Source organism: Streptomyces pseudogriseolus (assembly GCA_002154585.1).
In the GTDB taxonomy this organism is placed as follows: Bacteria; Actinomycetota; Actinomycetes; order Streptomycetales; family Streptomycetaceae; genus Streptomyces; species Streptomyces pseudogriseolus.
In genome coordinates, this window is record MUNG01000200.1 from 1 (window position 1) to 14,063 (window position 14,063).

19 protein-coding genes, 1 tRNA gene, 2 pseudogenes and 1 riboswitch are annotated in these 14,063 nt (G+C 69.9%); of the genes and pseudogenes, 15 read left to right on the forward strand and 7 right to left on the reverse strand.

Annotated features, from left to right (window positions below; all coding sequences use genetic code 11):
* Positions 1–58 precede the first annotated feature (58 nt).
* The 7 genes from clpS to CCN29_RS18890 all read left to right on the forward strand — a co-directional run bounded on the left by clpS (position 59) and on the right by CCN29_RS18890 (position 4,946).
* Entirely contained in the window at positions 59–376 is a 318-nt protein-coding gene (clpS, locus tag CCN29_RS18860; RefSeq protein ID WP_006131673.1) for an ATP-dependent Clp protease adapter ClpS, read from the forward strand.
* A gap of 68 nt (positions 377–444) precedes the next feature.
* Positions 445–1,047 carry a DUF2017 domain-containing protein gene (locus CCN29_RS18865; RefSeq protein WP_086683246.1) on the forward strand — a complete coding sequence of 201 codons (603 nt, stop codon included), beginning with the start codon at positions 445–447 and terminating at the stop codon, positions 1,045–1,047.
* Between the two features lie 424 nt (positions 1,048–1,471).
* A complete protein-coding gene (locus CCN29_RS18875; RefSeq protein WP_086683249.1) occupies positions 1,472–2,890 on the forward strand; it encodes an amino acid permease in 1,419 nt (472 codons plus the stop codon).
* Between the two features lie 133 nt (positions 2,891–3,023).
* Positions 3,024–3,446, forward strand: coding sequence for a M67 family metallopeptidase (locus CCN29_RS18880; RefSeq protein ID WP_006131670.1), 423 nt, complete (start codon positions 3,024–3,026; stop codon positions 3,444–3,446).
* Between the two features lie 79 nt (positions 3,447–3,525).
* A complete protein-coding gene (locus CCN29_RS34965; RefSeq protein ID WP_006131669.1) occupies positions 3,526–3,621 on the forward strand; it encodes a putative leader peptide in 96 nt (31 codons plus the stop codon).
* 90 nt (positions 3,622–3,711) lie between these two features.
* Positions 3,712–3,990, forward strand: coding sequence for a MoaD/ThiS family protein (locus CCN29_RS18885; RefSeq protein ID WP_086683252.1), 279 nt, complete (start codon positions 3,712–3,714; stop codon positions 3,988–3,990).
* A gap of 5 nt (positions 3,991–3,995) precedes the next feature.
* Positions 3,996–4,946 (forward strand): PLP-dependent cysteine synthase family protein, encoded by a 951-nt coding sequence (locus CCN29_RS18890; protein ID WP_006131667.1) that lies wholly within the window; start codon positions 3,996–3,998, stop codon positions 4,944–4,946.
* A 65-nt stretch (positions 4,947–5,011) separates the two neighbouring features.
* On the opposite strand, the gene CCN29_RS36015 is transcribed toward CCN29_RS18890, so the two are convergent.
* On the reverse strand, positions 5,012–5,146 hold the full coding sequence (locus CCN29_RS36015; RefSeq protein WP_086016123.1) for a hypothetical protein: 135 nt from the start codon (positions 5,144–5,146) through the stop codon (positions 5,012–5,014).
* 202 nt (positions 5,147–5,348) lie between these two features.
* On the opposite strand from CCN29_RS36015, the gene CCN29_RS18900 reads away from it, so the two are divergent.
* Positions 5,349–6,101 (forward strand): MBL fold metallo-hydrolase, encoded by a 753-nt coding sequence (locus CCN29_RS18900; protein ID WP_006131666.1) that lies wholly within the window; start codon positions 5,349–5,351, stop codon positions 6,099–6,101.
* A gap of 80 nt (positions 6,102–6,181) precedes the next feature.
* Here the strand turns inward: CCN29_RS18900 and CCN29_RS18905 are convergent, their stop codons facing one another.
* The gene (locus CCN29_RS18905) at positions 6,182–7,432 is read right to left on the reverse strand and encodes a PTS transporter subunit EIIC (protein ID WP_006131665.1); all 1,251 of its coding nucleotides are present in this window, start codon (positions 7,430–7,432) and stop codon (positions 6,182–6,184) included.
* 210 nt (positions 7,433–7,642) lie between these two features.
* Complete coding sequence (locus CCN29_RS18910; protein WP_031019444.1) at positions 7,643–8,950, reverse strand: PTS transporter subunit EIIC; 1,308 nt, start codon at positions 8,948–8,950, stop codon at positions 7,643–7,645.
* 184 nt (positions 8,951–9,134) lie between these two features.
* On the opposite strand from CCN29_RS18910, the gene CCN29_RS18915 reads away from it, so the two are divergent.
* The 4 genes from CCN29_RS18915 to rdgB all read left to right on the forward strand — a co-directional run bounded on the left by CCN29_RS18915 (position 9,135) and on the right by rdgB (position 11,361).
* Positions 9,135–9,368, forward strand: a complete 234-nt coding sequence (locus CCN29_RS18915) for a PTS sugar transporter subunit IIB (protein ID WP_006131663.1) — start codon at positions 9,135–9,137, stop codon at positions 9,366–9,368.
* Positions 9,369–9,443: 75 nt separating this feature from the next.
* Entirely contained in the window at positions 9,444–10,181 is a 738-nt protein-coding gene (rph, locus tag CCN29_RS18920) for a ribonuclease PH (protein WP_006131662.1), read from the forward strand.
* Positions 10,182–10,322: 141 nt separating this feature from the next.
* Positions 10,323–10,721, forward strand: coding sequence for a hypothetical protein (locus CCN29_RS18925; RefSeq protein WP_006131661.1), 399 nt, complete (start codon positions 10,323–10,325; stop codon positions 10,719–10,721).
* A gap of 37 nt (positions 10,722–10,758) precedes the next feature.
* Positions 10,759–11,361 carry an RdgB/HAM1 family non-canonical purine NTP pyrophosphatase gene (gene rdgB, locus CCN29_RS18930; RefSeq protein ID WP_086683254.1) on the forward strand — a complete coding sequence of 201 codons (603 nt, stop codon included), beginning with the start codon at positions 10,759–10,761 and terminating at the stop codon, positions 11,359–11,361.
* Positions 11,362–11,403: 42 nt separating this feature from the next.
* On the opposite strand, the gene CCN29_RS18935 is transcribed toward rdgB, so the two are convergent.
* The 3 genes and pseudogenes from CCN29_RS18935 to bcp all read right to left on the reverse strand — a co-directional run bounded on the left by CCN29_RS18935 (position 11,404) and on the right by bcp (position 12,309).
* Positions 11,404–11,486: transfer RNA gene (locus CCN29_RS18935), tRNA-Leu, on the reverse strand.
* A 13-nt stretch (positions 11,487–11,499) separates the two neighbouring features.
* Positions 11,500–11,700: pseudogene (locus CCN29_RS18940) on the reverse strand (HNH endonuclease); the annotation flags it as partial.
* A gap of 141 nt (positions 11,701–11,841) precedes the next feature.
* Positions 11,842–12,309 carry a thioredoxin-dependent thiol peroxidase gene (gene bcp / locus CCN29_RS18945; RefSeq protein WP_031019441.1) on the reverse strand — a complete coding sequence of 156 codons (468 nt, stop codon included), beginning with the start codon at positions 12,307–12,309 and terminating at the stop codon, positions 11,842–11,844.
* Between the two features lie 139 nt (positions 12,310–12,448).
* On the opposite strand from bcp, the gene CCN29_RS18950 reads away from it, so the two are divergent.
* The 3 genes from CCN29_RS18950 (at position 12,449) to CCN29_RS18960 (ending at position 13,696) form a co-directional block, all read left to right on the forward strand.
* Positions 12,449–12,778: a DUF3618 domain-containing protein gene (locus tag CCN29_RS18950; RefSeq protein WP_006131658.1), complete on the forward strand. Its 330-nt coding sequence runs from the start codon at positions 12,449–12,451 to the stop codon at positions 12,776–12,778.
* 114 nt (positions 12,779–12,892) lie between these two features.
* Positions 12,893–13,195 (forward strand): GroES family chaperonin, encoded by a 303-nt coding sequence (locus CCN29_RS18955; RefSeq protein ID WP_156698885.1) that lies wholly within the window; start codon positions 12,893–12,895, stop codon positions 13,193–13,195.
* Between the two features lie 79 nt (positions 13,196–13,274).
* A riboswitch (guanidine-III (ykkC-III) riboswitch) is annotated at positions 13,275–13,341 on the forward strand.
* A 34-nt stretch (positions 13,342–13,375) separates the two neighbouring features.
* Positions 13,376–13,696 (forward strand): DMT family transporter, encoded by a 321-nt coding sequence (locus tag CCN29_RS18960; protein ID WP_019525098.1) that lies wholly within the window; start codon positions 13,376–13,378, stop codon positions 13,694–13,696.
* Positions 13,697–13,720: 24 nt separating this feature from the next.
* Here CCN29_RS18960 and CCN29_RS18965 read toward each other — a convergent pair.
* Positions 13,721–14,063 (reverse strand): annotated as a pseudogene (locus tag CCN29_RS18965) (transglycosylase domain-containing protein); the annotation flags it as partial.

The window sequence follows — 14,063 nt, forward strand, 5'->3', positions numbered from 1 at the left end:
CCCCCCGGGCGCCCCTGTGGCGGGCCGGTTTGTGCGACCACCCCCCTCCGGTGGCAGCATGGGCAGTGTGACGTCACCCGCACCCCTGGAGATCGAACGCACCGAGTCGGCGGAGGAGGTCTTCGCCGTACCCGAGCCCGACGTCCCGTGGGTCACGATCGTCCACAACGATCCGGTCAACCTCATGAGCTACGTGACGTACGTCTTCCAGACGTACTTCGGCTACTCCAAGGACAAGGCCACCAAGCTCATGCTCGACGTCCACCACAAGGGCCGGGCCGTCGTCTCCAGCGGCACCCGCGAGGAGATGGAGCGCGACGTCCAGGCCATGCACGGCTACGGCCTGTGGGCCACCCTCCAGCACGACCGGAAGTGACGCCGGACATGACCGCACCGGACGTGGCCCGCCCCCGCCCGCAGGACCGGAAGTAGCGAATCGCCTCCATGCCAGGAACCTTCGAACCGCTCCCCGGCGGCGGCGCGGCCGTCGCCCTCGACGACGTCGAGATCTCCATCATCCGCTCGCTCGCCGTGCAGCTGATGGAGATCATCGGCCCCGGGCCCGCCGAGGAGTCCGGCGGCGACCCGCTCGCGGAGCTCTTCGCCGACGGCCCCAGCGAGCCGCCCTCCGACCCGGTGCTGCGCCGCCTCTTCCCGGACGCCTACGTCGACCCGGAGGGCGCCGGGCGGCCCGAGGAGGCCGAGGAGCAGCGGGCGTACTCCGCCGAGTTCCGCCGCTACACGGAGAACGACCTGCGGGCCGGCAAGCGGGACAACGCGCTGGCCGTGATCCGCTCCCTGGACGCGCTGAGGGCGGCCGGCGAGGGCGGCGCGGTGCTCGAGCTGACGCCGCAGGAGTCGCAGCGCTGGCTCGGCGCGCTGAACGACCTGCGCCTGGCGATCGGCGCCCGGCTGGAGATCACCGACGAGGACGACAGCGACCTGCTGTTCCACCTCCCCGACGAGGACCCGCGCAAGCCGATGGTGATGGCGTACCTGTGGCTGGGCGGCCTCCAGGAGACGCTCGTCTCCACGCTCATGCCGTGAGCCCGGCGGGCGCGCCGCCCGCCCCGGTGGACGTGCCGCCCCGTTCCGGGCGGCATGCCGGACATCCGGGGCGAAAATCCGGACAAATCCGCTGACGCGTTCGCTCAGAGGACACTCAAATCCGGATAACGATCGCGTCAAATGCCCCGCCGTCTATGGGCTCTTCAGGTGCCTTTTGTCCGCTTCTTCCTGTGGGGCGCGTCACAGCACCCCCCTGTGATCAGTATGGCGGCCGTGATACATCTTCACGACCGCCCGGCGAACGCCACCCGAACGTTCGGCCGGGTGCGCCACCGAGCCGGTCACCGCCGGCCTGGCAGGAGCGGGCCCGCGCGCCCGCTCAGCTCCATCAGTCCGGGGGGATCGAGACCCGATCCGCGGCCGAGCAGCGGCCCGGGTCGGCATGGAGAAAGGCGCACGACACATGACCTCAGCGAAGGTCACCGAAGCCTCCGAAGAGGGCTACGAGCGGGGACTCGGCAGCCGCCAGGTCCAGATGATCGCGATCGGCGGCGCCATCGGCGTCGGCCTCTTCATGGGCGCCGGGGCGAACATCGCCAAGGCCGGCCCCAGCATCATCCTCATGTACGCCCTCGCGGGCGTCGTCATCTTCTTCATCATGCGGGCCCTGGGCGAGCTCCTCCTCTACCGGCCCGTCTCCGGCTCCTTCGCCGAGTACGCCCGCGAGTTCCTCGGCCCGTTCTTCGGGTTCGTCACCGGCTGGACGTACTGGCTGATGTGGGTGGTCACCGGCATGGCCGAGCTGACGGCCGCCGCCATCTACATCCACTTCTGGTTCCCCGAGATCCCGCAGTGGGTCAGCGCCCTGGTCTTCCTCGTCGTGCTGTTCGGCGTGAACCTGATCTCCGTCAAGATCTTCGGCGAGGTCGAGTTCTGGTTCTCGATGATCAAGGTCACCGCCATCATCGGCATGATCGTCATCGGTCTCGGCGTGCTCACCCTCGGCTTCTCCGACGCCGGCGACACCGCCGCCGTCTCCAACCTCTGGTCGCACGACGGCTTCTTCCCCAACGGCATCGGCTCCAGCCTGATGACCCTCCAGGGCGTCATGTTCGCCTACCTCGCCGTCGAGCTGGTCGGCGTCACCGCGGGCGAGTCCGAGAACCCCGAGAAGACCCTGCCCAAGGCCATCAACACCCTGCCCTGGCGCATCATCGTCTTCTACGTCGGCGCCCTGCTGGTGATCCTCTCCGTCGTCAAGTGGACCGAGTTCTCCGCCGGCGAGAGCCCCTTCGTCCACGCCTTCGGCAAGATCGGCATCCCGCTCGCCGCGGGCATCGTCAACTTCGTCGTGCTCACCGCGGCCCTGTCGTCCTGCAACTCCGGCATGTACTCCACCGGCCGGATGCTGCGCGACCTCGCCGCCAACAGCGAGGCCCCGCAGGCCTTCGGCAAGCTCAACGCCCGCCGGACGCCCGCCGTCGGAATCTCCGTCTCCGTGGCGCTCATGGGCATCGGCGTGATCCTCAACTACGTCGTCCCGGAGAAGGCGTTCGCCTACGTCACCTCCGTCGCCACCGCGGCCGGCATCTGGACCTGGATGATGATCCTCGTCAGCCACATCCGCTACCGCCGCGCCGTCGACGCCGGCCGGCTGCCCGCCTCCTCGTTCCCCGCCCCCGGCGGCGCCCTGTTCAGCTGGGTCGCGCTGGTCTTCCTGCTCGGCGTCACCGTCATGATCGCGGCGGACGCGGACGCGCGCGTCTGCCTCTACGTCGCGGCCGGCTGGGCCGTCGCCCTGGGCGTCGGCTGGACCGTGCTGAAGCGGAACAACCCGGCGCTCGCGGACCGCGACGAGAGCCGGTTCGAGAAGGTCGGCTGACCACCCCGAAGGACACCGGCGCCGGGGAGCACTCGTGGGGTTCCCCGGCGCCACCCGCTCAAGGTGTCCGGCATCCGGGCCGTTCCGTACCACCCCTCGGTACGGGACGGCCCGTCTGCTTATCCTGAGCCCCATGCTGACCATCACCCAGGACCTCTACGACCGGATCGTCGCCCACGCCCGCGAGGACCACCCCGACGAGGCGTGCGGCGTGGTGGCGGGCCCGGTGGGCGCCGGCCGCCCCGAGCGGTTCATCCCCATGCTGAACGCGGCCCGCTCGCCCACCTTCTACGAGTTCGACTCCCAGGACCTGCTGAAGCTGTACCGGGAGATGGACGACCGCGACGAGGAGCCGGTGATCGTCTACCACTCCCACACCGCCACCGAGGCCTACCCCTCGCGCACCGACATCTCCTACGCCAACGAGCCCGGCGCCCACTACGTCCTGGTCTCCACCGCCGACACCGACGGCGCCGGCGAGTTCCAGTTCCGCTCCTTCCGCATCGTGGAGGGCGAGGTCACCGAGGAGGAGGTCAAGGTCGTCGACGCGTACTGATCCCGCATGGCGGATGGCTGACGTCCAGGATGTGGGATCACACTCCGGATCCCGGACGGGGAATCGATACGATGCCCGCATGGTTCTCTTCGACGTGGACGACAAGGCGCCGGGCACCCTGCTCGTGGCGCGGCTCCACGTCGACCTGTGCAGGCTGAACAGCGCCATCTGTTGACGTTCCGCCGCCGCCCGCGGCCGCGAGCCGCGGCGCCGCCGTGTGCCCTTACGCAGAACCCACGACACCTTCCGACAGGAGCCCTCAGCCATGGCCATCGAGGTCCGCATCCCCACCATCCTCCGCCAGTACACCGACGGTCAGAAGGCGGTGGAGGGCACCGGGGACACCCTCGCCGAGCTCTTCGCCGACCTCGAGACCCGGCATGCGGGCATCCAGGCCCGCATCGTGGACGGCGGCCAGCTGCGCCGGTTCGTCAACGTCTACCTCAACGACGAGGACGTCCGCTTCCTCGACGGCATCAGCACCAAGCTGTCCGACGGCGACAACGTGACGATCCTGCCGGCCGTCGCCGGCGGTACGGCCTGATCCCCATGCGTTACGACTCCCCGCTGGCCGCGGTGGGCAACACCCCTCTGGTGCGCCTGCCGCGGCTGTCGCCGTCCGCCGAGGTCCGCGTCTGGGCCAAGCTGGAGGACCGCAACCCCACCGGCTCGATCAAGGACCGCCCGGCCCTGTTCATGATCGAGCAGGCCGAGAAGGACGGCCGCCTCACCCCGGGCTGCACCATCCTCGAGCCGACCAGCGGCAACACCGGCATCTCCCTCGCGATGGCCGCGAAGCTCAAGGGCTACCGCATGGTCTGCGTGATGCCCGAGAACACCTCCCAGGAGCGGCGCGACCTGCTCGGCATGTGGGGCGCGGAGATCATCTCCTCCCCGGCCGCCGGCGGCTCCAACACCGCCGTCCGCGTCGCCAAGGAGCTGTCCGCCGAGCACCCGGACTGGGTGATGCTCTACCAGTACGGCAACCCGGACAACGCGGGCGCCCACTACGCGACCACCGGCCCGGAGATCCTCGCCGACCTCCCGTCCGTCACCCACTTCGTCGCAGGCCTCGGCACCACGGGCACCCTGATGGGCGTCGGCCGCTACCTGCGCGAGCACAAGCCGGACGTGAAGATCGTCGCCGCCGAGCCGCGCTACGACGACCTCGTCTACGGCCTGCGCAACCTCGACGAGGGCTTCGTGCCGGAGCTGTACGACGCCTCCGTCCTCACCACCCGCTTCTCCGTCGGCTCCGCCGACGCGGTCACCCGCACCCGTGAACTCCTCCAGCAGGAGGGCATCTTCGCCGGCGTCTCCACCGGCGCCGCCCTGCACGCGGCGATCGGCGTCGCGAACAAGGCCCTCAAGGCCGGCGAGAGCGCCGACGTCGTCTTCGTCGTCGCCGACGGCGGCTGGAAGTACCTGTCGACCGGCGTCTACACGGCGGCGACCACGGAGGAAGCCATCGAGACCCTCCAGGGCCAGCTCTGGGCGTAGGGCGTCAGGCGTGACATGAGGGGCCGGGGAACGCTCCCCGGCCCCTCACGCGTTCCCCGGGTACGTCACTCCGCCTCACCGTCCCGCCGCGCGCGACGGTCTCTGCGGGGGCGGTGCCCCCGCCCCCAGCCGTCCACGAGAGCGGTGACCAGGGCGAGCAGGACCACCGCGGCGAGCGCGAGCCACCAGGCCGTGTTCATGACCAGACCGTACCGGCGCGGGCCATGAGCGCGCGCCCCCTCCCGCCCCCGTACGCGCCCCTTCCAGCCGAACCGGTGACAGGGCAGGTGAGTTCGCCCACAACGGCGCCTGGTGGAGGAGCGACCGCAGGTTTTGCGCCTTACGCTCGACGAACCGCACGACCCCCGTCTTCCCACACCCGCCAGCGGAGGTTTCTGCTTCATGAAGCTCACCGTCGTCGGCTGCTCGGGGTCGTTCCCGTCCGCGGAATCGGCCTGCTCGAGCTACCTCGTCGAGGCCGACGGCTTCCGGTTGCTTCTCGACATGGGCAACGGCGCCCTGGGCGAGCTGCAGCGCCACTGCGGTCTCTACGACCTCGACGCGATCTTCCTCAGCCACCTGCACGCCGACCACTGCATCGACATGTGCGCCTACTTCGTGGCGCGTTACTACCGGCACGACGGCGGCCGCTGCGCCCCGCTGCCGGTCTACGGCCCCGAGGGCACCGAGCACCGGCTGACCACCGCCTACGCCGACACCCCCTCGGCCTCCTCCATGAGCGAGGTCTTCGACTTCCACACGGTCAAGCCGTCCACCTTCGAGATCGGCCCGTTCCTCGTGCACACCGAGCGCGTCGCGCACCCGGTCGAGGCGTACGGCATCCGCATCGAGCACGGCGGCAGGACGCTGACCTACTCCGGCGACACGGGAGCGACCCCGCTGCTGGACGACCTCGCCCGGGACGCCGACCTCTTCCTGTGCGAGGCCGCCTTCACGCACGGCAAGGAGAACATCCCGGACCTGCACCTCAACGGCCGCGAGGCGGGCGAGTCCGCGGCCCGCGCCGGGGCCCGCCGGCTGATCCTCACGCACATCCCGCCGTGGACCGACCCGCAGGTCAACCTCACCGACGCCCGCGCGGTGTACGACGGCCCGGTGGGGCTGGCGGCGCCGGGGGCGACGTACGAGATCTGAGGCCGCGACGCGTCACGCGGCACGGGGAAGGCCCCGGAACCTGACCGGTTCCAGGGCCTTCCTCGTCGTACGGGGACCGCTCACGCCTTGGTGAGGTCCTCGACCTCCTCCTCGGGCTCGCGGCCCGGGGTCGGCAGGTTGAACTTGGTGATCGCGAAGCGGAAGAGCACGTAGTAGATCGCCGCGAACACCAGGCCGATCGGGATGATCAGCCAGGGCTTGGTCGCCAGGTTCCAGTTCAGGGCGTAGTCGATGAAGCCCGCCGAGAAGGTGAAGCCGGCGTGCACACCCAGCGCCCAGGTGATCGCCATGGACAGGGCGGTCAGCACCGCGTGGATCACGTACAGCGCCGGGGCGATGAACATGAACGCGAACTCGATCGGCTCGGTCACACCGGTCACGAACGAGGTCAGCGCGAGCGAGAGCATCATGCCCAGCACGGCCTTGCGGCGCTCGGGACGGGCGGCGTGCGCGATGGCGAGCGCGGCGGCCGGCAGACCGAACATCATGATCGGGAAGAAGCCCGACATGAACTGGCCGGCGTCCGGGTCACCGGCGAAGAAGCGGTTCAGGTCGCCGTGGACGACCTCGCCCGCCGCGTTGGTGAAGTCACCGATCTGGAACCAGGAGACGGTGTTCACGAACTGGTGCATGCCGATGGGGATCAGCGCGCGGTTGATCAGACCGAACAGACCGGCACCGGCGGCGCCGAGCCCGGTGATCCACTCGCCCGCGTCGGAGATGAGCTCGCCGATCGGCTCCCACACCAGGCCGAAGAAGACACCGACCAGCGTGCCGACGAACGCCATGATGATCGGGACGAGCCGACGGCCGTTGAAGAAGCCGAGCCAGTCCACCAGCTTCTTGCGGTGGTACCGCTGCCACAGCGTCGCGGCCAGCAGACCCATCAGGATGCCGCCGAGAACACCGGGGTTGTTGTAGGTCGCGGCTATGTCCGCGCCGTCCTGCACCTTGGCCTCGGTGACCGGGAAGGCCTTCAGGACGTTGCTGTAGACCAGGAAGCCGACGAGCGCGGCGAGGGCGGTCGAGCCGTCGGCCTTCTTGGCAAAGCCGATGGCCACACCGATGCAGAACAGCATCGGCAGGTTGTCGAAGATGGCGCCACCGGCGGTGGCGAAGACGGCTGCTACCTTGTCCCAGCCCAAGCCGTCCGCGCCGAACACGTCCGGCTGGCCGAGGCGCAGCAGAATGCCCGCCGCAGGCAGCACGGCGATCGGGAGCTGAAGGCTGCGGCCGACCTTCTGCAGGCCCTGGAAAAGGCCGGATCCCCGCTTCTTCGCGGGGGCCGCCGAGTCGGTGGCGGTGCTCATACTTCCTCCATCGGTGGTGGTCTACACCACTAGTGGTGTAGACCTGTTGTAGCACGATGAAGGCCACGTAAGGAACCCGCGAATCCGCGACCGTGGGACTACACACCGTGCCTCCGCCGAAGGGCCGGAGAGACCCCCTCACGAGCACACCGAAAAGCCCCCGGAACTCAAGGTTCCGAGGGCTCGGCCGGCCGCCGCCAGGCTACGGGATCACCGCCGCGCCGCGTCCTCCACCTCCTCCTCCGGCTCCCGCCCCGGAGTCCGCAGATCGAACCGCGTGATCGCGAAACGGAACACGACGTAATACACCGCCGCGAACACCAGCCCGATCGGAATGATCAGCCACGGCCGCGTCGCCAGATTCCAGTTGATGACGTAGTCGATCAGACCCGCCGAGAAACTGAACCCGTCGTGCACGCCCAGCCCCCACGTCACCGCCATCGACACCCCCGTCAGCACCGCGTGCAGCGCGTACAACAGCGGCGCGACGAACAGGAACGAGTACTCGATCGGCTCCGTGATGCCCGTGACGAACGACGTCAGCGCCACCGACAGCATCAGACCGCCGATCTCCTTGCGCCGGTCAGGACGCGCACAGTGCGTGATCGCCAGCGCCGCCGCCGGCAGCGCGAACATCATGATCGGGAAGAACCCCGACAGGAACTGCCCCGCGTCCGGGTCACCCGCCAGGAACATGTTGATGTCACCGTGCACCACCGTCCCGTCCGGCTTCGTGTACGAACCGAACTGGAACCAGATGGGCACGTTCAGGAACTGGTGCAGGCCGATCACCAGCAACGCCCGGTTCGCCACACCGAAGACACCCGCACCCCACGCGCCCAGCCCCGTCATCCAGTCGCTGAAACTCTCCAGCGCGTCACCGATCGGCGGCCACACCCACAGACACAACGCCGCGAACACGATCGCCGCGAACGCCATGATGATCGGCACCAGCCGCCGCCCGTTGAAGAACCCCAGCCAGTCCACCAGCTTCGTCCGGTGGAACCGCTGCCACAGATACGCCGCCGTCAGACCGATGACGATGCCGCCGAACACCCCCGGATTCTGGTAGTCGAACGCCGTCACCGTCCCGTCCGCCAACTGACAGCCGACGTTCGGCACCGCCTCCGACCCCTCCGGACAGTCCTTCGGGAACTGCCGCAGCACATTGAAGTAGACGAGGAACCCCGCCACCGCCGCCAGCGCCGTCGACCCGTCCGCCTTCTTCGCCATCCCGATGGCCACACCCACGCAGAACAGCAGCGGCAGCCCCAGCGAACCGTCCAGCAGCGCCCCGCCCGCCCCCGCCATCACCTTCGAGACGTTCGTCCACCCCAGACCGTCGTCCCCGAACACGTCCGGCTGCCCCAGCCGGTTGAGGATGCCCGCCGCCGGCAGCACCGCGATCGGCAGCTGAAGACTGCGGCCCATCTTCTGCAGGCCCTGGAACAACCGATGCCAGCGCTCCCGCAGCGGGCTCACCCCCGCACCGGCACCCGCGGGGCTCTCGGTACTCATCAAGTCCCCTTCGCTGGACGACCCGGAGGGTTTGGCGGCAGTCCACCCGGTGGTGTAGACCAGTGAGGCAGGACGGTTCCGCTGTCGTGACGCCCATCATCGAGCGCCCACGACATGACCGCTCGCAAAGATGGGCCAACTGTGGGTTACTGCGACAAAGCGGTTCGGATCAGGGAGTACGAACATGGCCACCAAGGCTGAGAAGATCGTTGCCGGGCTCGGCGGCATCGACAACATCGAAGAGGTCGAGGGCTGCATCACCCGCCTCCGCACCGAAGTCGTGGACCCCTCCAAGGTCGACGACGCCGCCCTCAAGGCCGCCGGCGCCCACGGCGTCGTCAAGATGGGCAGCGCCATCCAGGTCGTCATCGGCACCGACGCCGACCCCATCGCCGCGGAAATCGAAGACATGATGTGACCCACGGCCACACCTTCGGGGCCCCTCCCACACCTGTGGAAGGGGCCCGCCCCTTGTACGGCTAGGCTCGGCGCCATGTCTCGCATCGACGGCCGCACCCCCGACCAGCTCCGCCCCGTCACCATCGAACGCGGCTGGAGCAAACACGCCGAAGGCTCCGTCCTCGTCTCCTTCGGCGACACCAAGGTCCTCTGCACCGCCTCCGTCACCGAAGGCGTCCCCCGCTGGCGCAAAGGCAGCGGCGAAGGCTGGGTCACCGCCGAATACGCCATGCTCCCCCGCGCCACCAACACCCGCGGCGACCGCGAATCCGTCCGCGGCCGCATCGGCGGCCGCACCCACGAGATCAGCCGCCTCATCGGCCGCTCCCTGCGCGCCGTCATCGACTACAAGGCCCTCGGCGAGAACACCGTCGTCCTCGACTGCGACGTCCTCCAGGCCGACGGCGGCACCCGCACCGCCGCCATCACCGGCGCCTACGTCGCCCTCGCCGACGCCATCGGCTGGGCCCAGGGCAAGAAACTCGTCAAGCCCGGCCGCAAGCCCCTCACCGGCACCGTCGCCGCCGTCTCCGTCGGCATCGTCGCCGGCGTCCCCCTCCTCGACCTCTGCTACGAGGAGGACGTCCGCGCCGATACCGACATGAACGTCGTCTGCACCGGCGACGGCCGCTTCGTCGAGGTCCAGGGCACCGCCGAGGCCGAACCCTTCGCCCGCGACGAACTCAACGCCCTCCTCGACCTCGCCGTCACCGGATGCACCGAACTCGCCGCCGCCCAGCGCGCCGCACTCGATACCCTTCCCGAAAGGTAAAGGGCACCCCAAGGACACAGGTCGGCGCGAGCAACCGCGCCGACCGCCGCCGCGTCTGAAGGGATACGGGCGCACGGGCACCCCCCGCGCGCCCCGCCGACACAGCGGGCCCCACCGGCCCGACGAGGGAGGGAACGTTCCATGGCAGCGAGCCGCCGACGCCGCACCGCAGCCGTCGCCGCCACCCTGGCGGCCGTCGCGCTGACCGCCGGACTCACCACCGGCTGCGACGCCGTCGACAAGGCCCTGGACTGCGTCCAGACCGCCGATGCCATCGCCGACAGCGTCACCGACATGCAGCAGGCCGTCGAGAACGCGGGCAACGACGTCACCCAGCTCGAGGAGTCCCTCGACGCCATCGACAAGAACCTCACCGAGATCGGCGACAAGACCGACAACGCCGACGTCTCCAAGGCCGTCGACGACCTCGACAAGGCCGTCGGCAACGTCCGCACCTCCGTCGAGAACGGCGACGCCACCCCCGACATCGGCCCCGTCACCGACGCCGCAGGCGAACTCACCAAGGTCTGCACCCCGTAGCAACACGCCGGGTCATGCGCCCAGGGATACTGGGCCCATGACCCGCCTGATCCTCGCCACCCGCAACGCCGGAAAGATCACCGAGCTCCACTCGATCCTCGCCGACGCGGGCCTGCCCCACGAACTCGTCGGCGCCGACGCCTACCCCGACGTCCCCGACGTCAAGGAAACCGGCGTCACCTTCGCCGAGAACGCCCTCCTCAAGGCCCACACCCTCGCCCAGGCCACCGGCCTGCCCGCCGTCGCCGACGACTCCGGCCTCTGCGTCGACGTCCTCGGCGGCGCCCCCGGCATCTTCTCCGCCCGCTGGTCCGGCACCCACGGCGACGACAAGGCCAACCTCGACCTCCTCCTCGCCCAGCTCGCCGACATCGCCGACGCCCACCGAGGCGCGTACTTCGCTTGCGCGGCGGCGCTCGCGTTGCCGGACGGCACGGAGAGGGTCGTCGAGGGCCGCCTCCCCGGCACCCTCCGCCACACTCCCGCCGGCACGAACGGCTTCGGCTACGACCCGATCCTCCAGCCCGAGGGCGAGACACGCACGTGCGCGGAGCTGACCCCGCAGGAGAAGAACGCGATCAGCCACCGGGGGAAGGCGTTCCGGGGGCTGGTACCGGTGGTGCGGGAGCTGCTGGGCTGAGCGACGGCTGAGGGGCCGCCCGGGCGGACGGCCCCTCAGATGTGCGGCCGGTGGGATTCGAACCCACACGGGCTTTCGCCCACGGCGTTCTAAGCGCCGACTGTCTACCCTTCCAGCACGGCCGCATGCCAGGCCATGCTAGCGGTCAACGGCCACTTGCCTACCCCGGCCTCCTCGGCACCACGTGCTCGTAGTGGCGTGGCAGTTGGGACACAGCAACCGCAGGTTTTCCAGCCGATCGTCGCTCCAGTCCCCGTCGATGTGATCGACCTCCAGGGTCATCGGCCTGCCGAGCCGCTTGGGCCCCGTGCCGCATTCGGCGCACTTGTTCGGCACGCCGCCGCCTCCTCCAGCCGTTCCTTCGTGTACGTGCTCGTTCCCATCGGACCCCCTCCGTGCTTCCGTCCACGTGTTCGTGGTCTCGTACGGAGCAACGATCCGGATATCGGACGGTCACGTACGGAAAGCGGAACGGCCGGGTCAGATGCCCAAGTCCTTGATGATCTTGGCGACGTGGCCCGTCGCGCGGACGTTGTAGAGGGCGTGTTCCACCCTGCCCTGTTCGTCGACGACGATCGTGGAGCGGATGACGCCCATGTAGGTGCGGCCGTAGTTCTTCTTCTCGCCGTACGCGCCGTAGGCGTCCAGGACCTTCTTGTCGGGGTCGGCGAGGAGGGTGACCTTCAGGGACTCCTGCTCGCGGAACTTGGCGAGCTTCTCCGGCTTGTCGGGGCTGATGCCGATCACGTCGTAGCCCGCGCCGGCCAGCAGGTCGAGGTTGTCCGTGAAGTCGCACGCCTGCTTGGTGCAGCCCGGGGTCAGCGCCGCCGGGTAGAAGTAGACGATGACCTTGCGGCCCTTGTGGTCGGCCAGGGACACCTCGTTGCCGTCGGCGTCGGGCAGGGTGAAGGCGGGGGCCTCGTCCCCGGGCGTGAGGCGTGCGCTCATCGGTCTCGTCTCCTCGTACGTGCACTGCGTGGATCGGGTGCCGGGATCGAGGGTAACCGGGGGTCCTGACAGTGCGGCGCGGCCTGAAGCTGACAGACTGTCCGGCACAGGCAACACAGCGGATCGTGGAGGCGACACGGTGGCGGACACGGCGGACACCAGGACCCCGGCGCAGATCGAGGCGGACATCGCGCGTCGCCGTGCGGCGCTCGCGGAGACCCTGGACGAGATCGGGGTGCGGGTGCACCCGAAGACGATCGTGGGGGACGCGAAGGCGAAGGTCGTGGCCCACGCGGACCACACGCTGGGGCGCGCCTACGTGGGTGTCAACCGCGCGGTGAGCCAGGTGAAGGCGCAGTTCGTGGACGAGAAGGGCGCGCCGCGGCTGGAGCGGGTGGTCCCGGCGGGGCTGCTGGTGGTGGGTGTCGTGGGGCTGCTGGCCCTGGGGACCCGTAAGCGGCGGCGCTGAGATGCGGTCCGACGGTGCCCCCTCCCGCGTGCGTCCGTCGTCGAGGCAGGTAGGTTTCAGGCTGTGAGCGCCAACAGAAACGACAGTTCTCCGCACGACAAGCTGCCGATCCGGATGCTGCACGACCGTGTGCTCGTGCGGCAGGAGACAGGTGAGGGCGAGCGGCGTTCGGGGGGCGGCATTCTGATTCCCGCGACGGCGGCGGTGGGCCGTCGGCTGGCCTGGGCCGAGGTGGTCGCGGTGGGACAGAACGTGCGGACGGTGGAGCCGGGTGACCGGGTGCTGTTCGACCCGGAGGACCGTGCGGAGGTGGAGGTGCGCGGGACGGCGTACGTGCTGATGCGGGAGCGCGATCTGCACGCGGTGGCCGCGGACCGTTTCGAGGGGTCGGAGGATTCGACCGGGCTGTATCTGTAGGACACGCAGGTGCGTGGCGAGGGGCCGGTGACTGCCGTCACCGGCCCTTCGTGTGTGGTGGGGTAGCGTGGGACGTCCTGTGCGGCCCGGCCGTGCGGGCCCCGACGAGACGCGCCGTACCGGGGTGATGGCGAAGACGACGCACCCCCGTTTCGCTGTCTCGTCCCGGAGGTGCCTGTCATGGCCTGGGTGTTGTTGGTGGTCGCCGGTCTGCTGGAGGTCGGCTGGTCGGTCGGCATGAAGTACACGGACGGTTTCACGCGTCTGTGGCCGAGTGTGCTGACGGGCGCGGGCATCGTGACGAGCATGCTGCTGCTGTCGTACGCGGCGCGGACGCTGCCGATCGGGACGGCGTACGGCGTGTGGGTGGGGATCGGCGCGGCGGGGGCGGCGGTGCTGGGCATGGTGGTGCTGGGGGAGCCGGTGACCGCCGCCCGGATCTTCTTCATCTGTCTGCTGCTGGTGGCCGTGGTGGGTCTGAAGGCGACCTCCGGTCACTGAGCCGAGCGGGAAACGCGGGAGTCCCTAGTCCCAGCGGCGTCCGTCGAGGGCGCCGCTGAGGCCGCCGGGGCCGGGGAGTTCGTCGCGGTTGGAGTCGTCGGTGGCGCCGCCGCCGGTGTCCTCGCCGCCCGTGCCGGTGCCGCCGTCGCCGGTGTCGCCGCCCTGGCCGCCGCTGGGTGACCCGGTGCCGGTGCCGCCGCTGTCCTGGCCTTCGCTCTCCGTGCCGCCGTCGTCGCCGCTGCCGGTGTCGCTGCCGCTGCTGTCGTCGCCGGGCGTGCTGCTGCCGGTGTCCCCTTCGCCGGGGTCGTCGGAGCCGTCGGTGGCGGGGGCGGAGGGGTCGTCGGAGGAGGACGGTCCGCCGCTGGAG

Excerpts from the sequence above, each read along its gene's own strand:
- CCN29_RS18925 (WP_006131661.1), top strand. The coding sequence starts at position 10,323 with ATGGCAGCGAGCCGCCGACGCCGCACCGCAGCCGTCGCCGCCACCCTG.
- CCN29_RS18890 (WP_006131667.1), top strand. The coding sequence starts at position 3,996 with ATGCGTTACGACTCCCCGCTGGCCGCGGTGGGCAACACCCCTCTGGTG.
- rph (WP_006131662.1), top strand. The coding sequence starts at position 9,444 with ATGTCTCGCATCGACGGCCGCACCCCCGACCAGCTCCGCCCCGTCACC.
- CCN29_RS18900 (WP_006131666.1), top strand. The coding sequence starts at position 5,349 with ATGAAGCTCACCGTCGTCGGCTGCTCGGGGTCGTTCCCGTCCGCGGAA.
- CCN29_RS36015 (WP_086016123.1), bottom strand. The coding sequence starts at position 5,146 with ATGAACACGGCCTGGTGGCTCGCGCTCGCCGCGGTGGTCCTGCTCGCC.
- bcp (WP_031019441.1), bottom strand. The coding sequence starts at position 12,309 with ATGAGCGCACGCCTCACGCCCGGGGACGAGGCCCCCGCCTTCACCCTG.
- CCN29_RS18960 (WP_019525098.1), top strand. The coding sequence starts at position 13,376 with ATGGCCTGGGTGTTGTTGGTGGTCGCCGGTCTGCTGGAGGTCGGCTGG.
- CCN29_RS18910 (WP_031019444.1), bottom strand. The coding sequence starts at position 8,950 with ATGAGTACCGAGAGCCCCGCGGGTGCCGGTGCGGGGGTGAGCCCGCTG.
- CCN29_RS18905 (WP_006131665.1), bottom strand. The coding sequence starts at position 7,432 with ATGAGCACCGCCACCGACTCGGCGGCCCCCGCGAAGAAGCGGGGATCC.
- CCN29_RS18915 (WP_006131663.1), top strand. The coding sequence starts at position 9,135 with ATGGCCACCAAGGCTGAGAAGATCGTTGCCGGGCTCGGCGGCATCGAC.
- CCN29_RS18875 (WP_086683249.1), top strand. The coding sequence starts at position 1,472 with ATGACCTCAGCGAAGGTCACCGAAGCCTCCGAAGAGGGCTACGAGCGG.
- CCN29_RS18955 (WP_156698885.1), top strand. The coding sequence starts at position 12,893 with ATGCTGCACGACCGTGTGCTCGTGCGGCAGGAGACAGGTGAGGGCGAG.
- CCN29_RS18865 (WP_086683246.1), top strand. The coding sequence starts at position 445 with ATGCCAGGAACCTTCGAACCGCTCCCCGGCGGCGGCGCGGCCGTCGCC.
- rdgB (WP_086683254.1), top strand. The coding sequence starts at position 10,759 with ATGACCCGCCTGATCCTCGCCACCCGCAACGCCGGAAAGATCACCGAG.
- CCN29_RS18885 (WP_086683252.1), top strand. The coding sequence starts at position 3,712 with ATGGCCATCGAGGTCCGCATCCCCACCATCCTCCGCCAGTACACCGAC.
- CCN29_RS18880 (WP_006131670.1), top strand. The coding sequence starts at position 3,024 with ATGCTGACCATCACCCAGGACCTCTACGACCGGATCGTCGCCCACGCC.
- clpS (WP_006131673.1), top strand. The coding sequence starts at position 59 with ATGGGCAGTGTGACGTCACCCGCACCCCTGGAGATCGAACGCACCGAG.
- CCN29_RS34965 (WP_006131669.1), top strand. The coding sequence starts at position 3,526 with ATGGTTCTCTTCGACGTGGACGACAAGGCGCCGGGCACCCTGCTCGTG.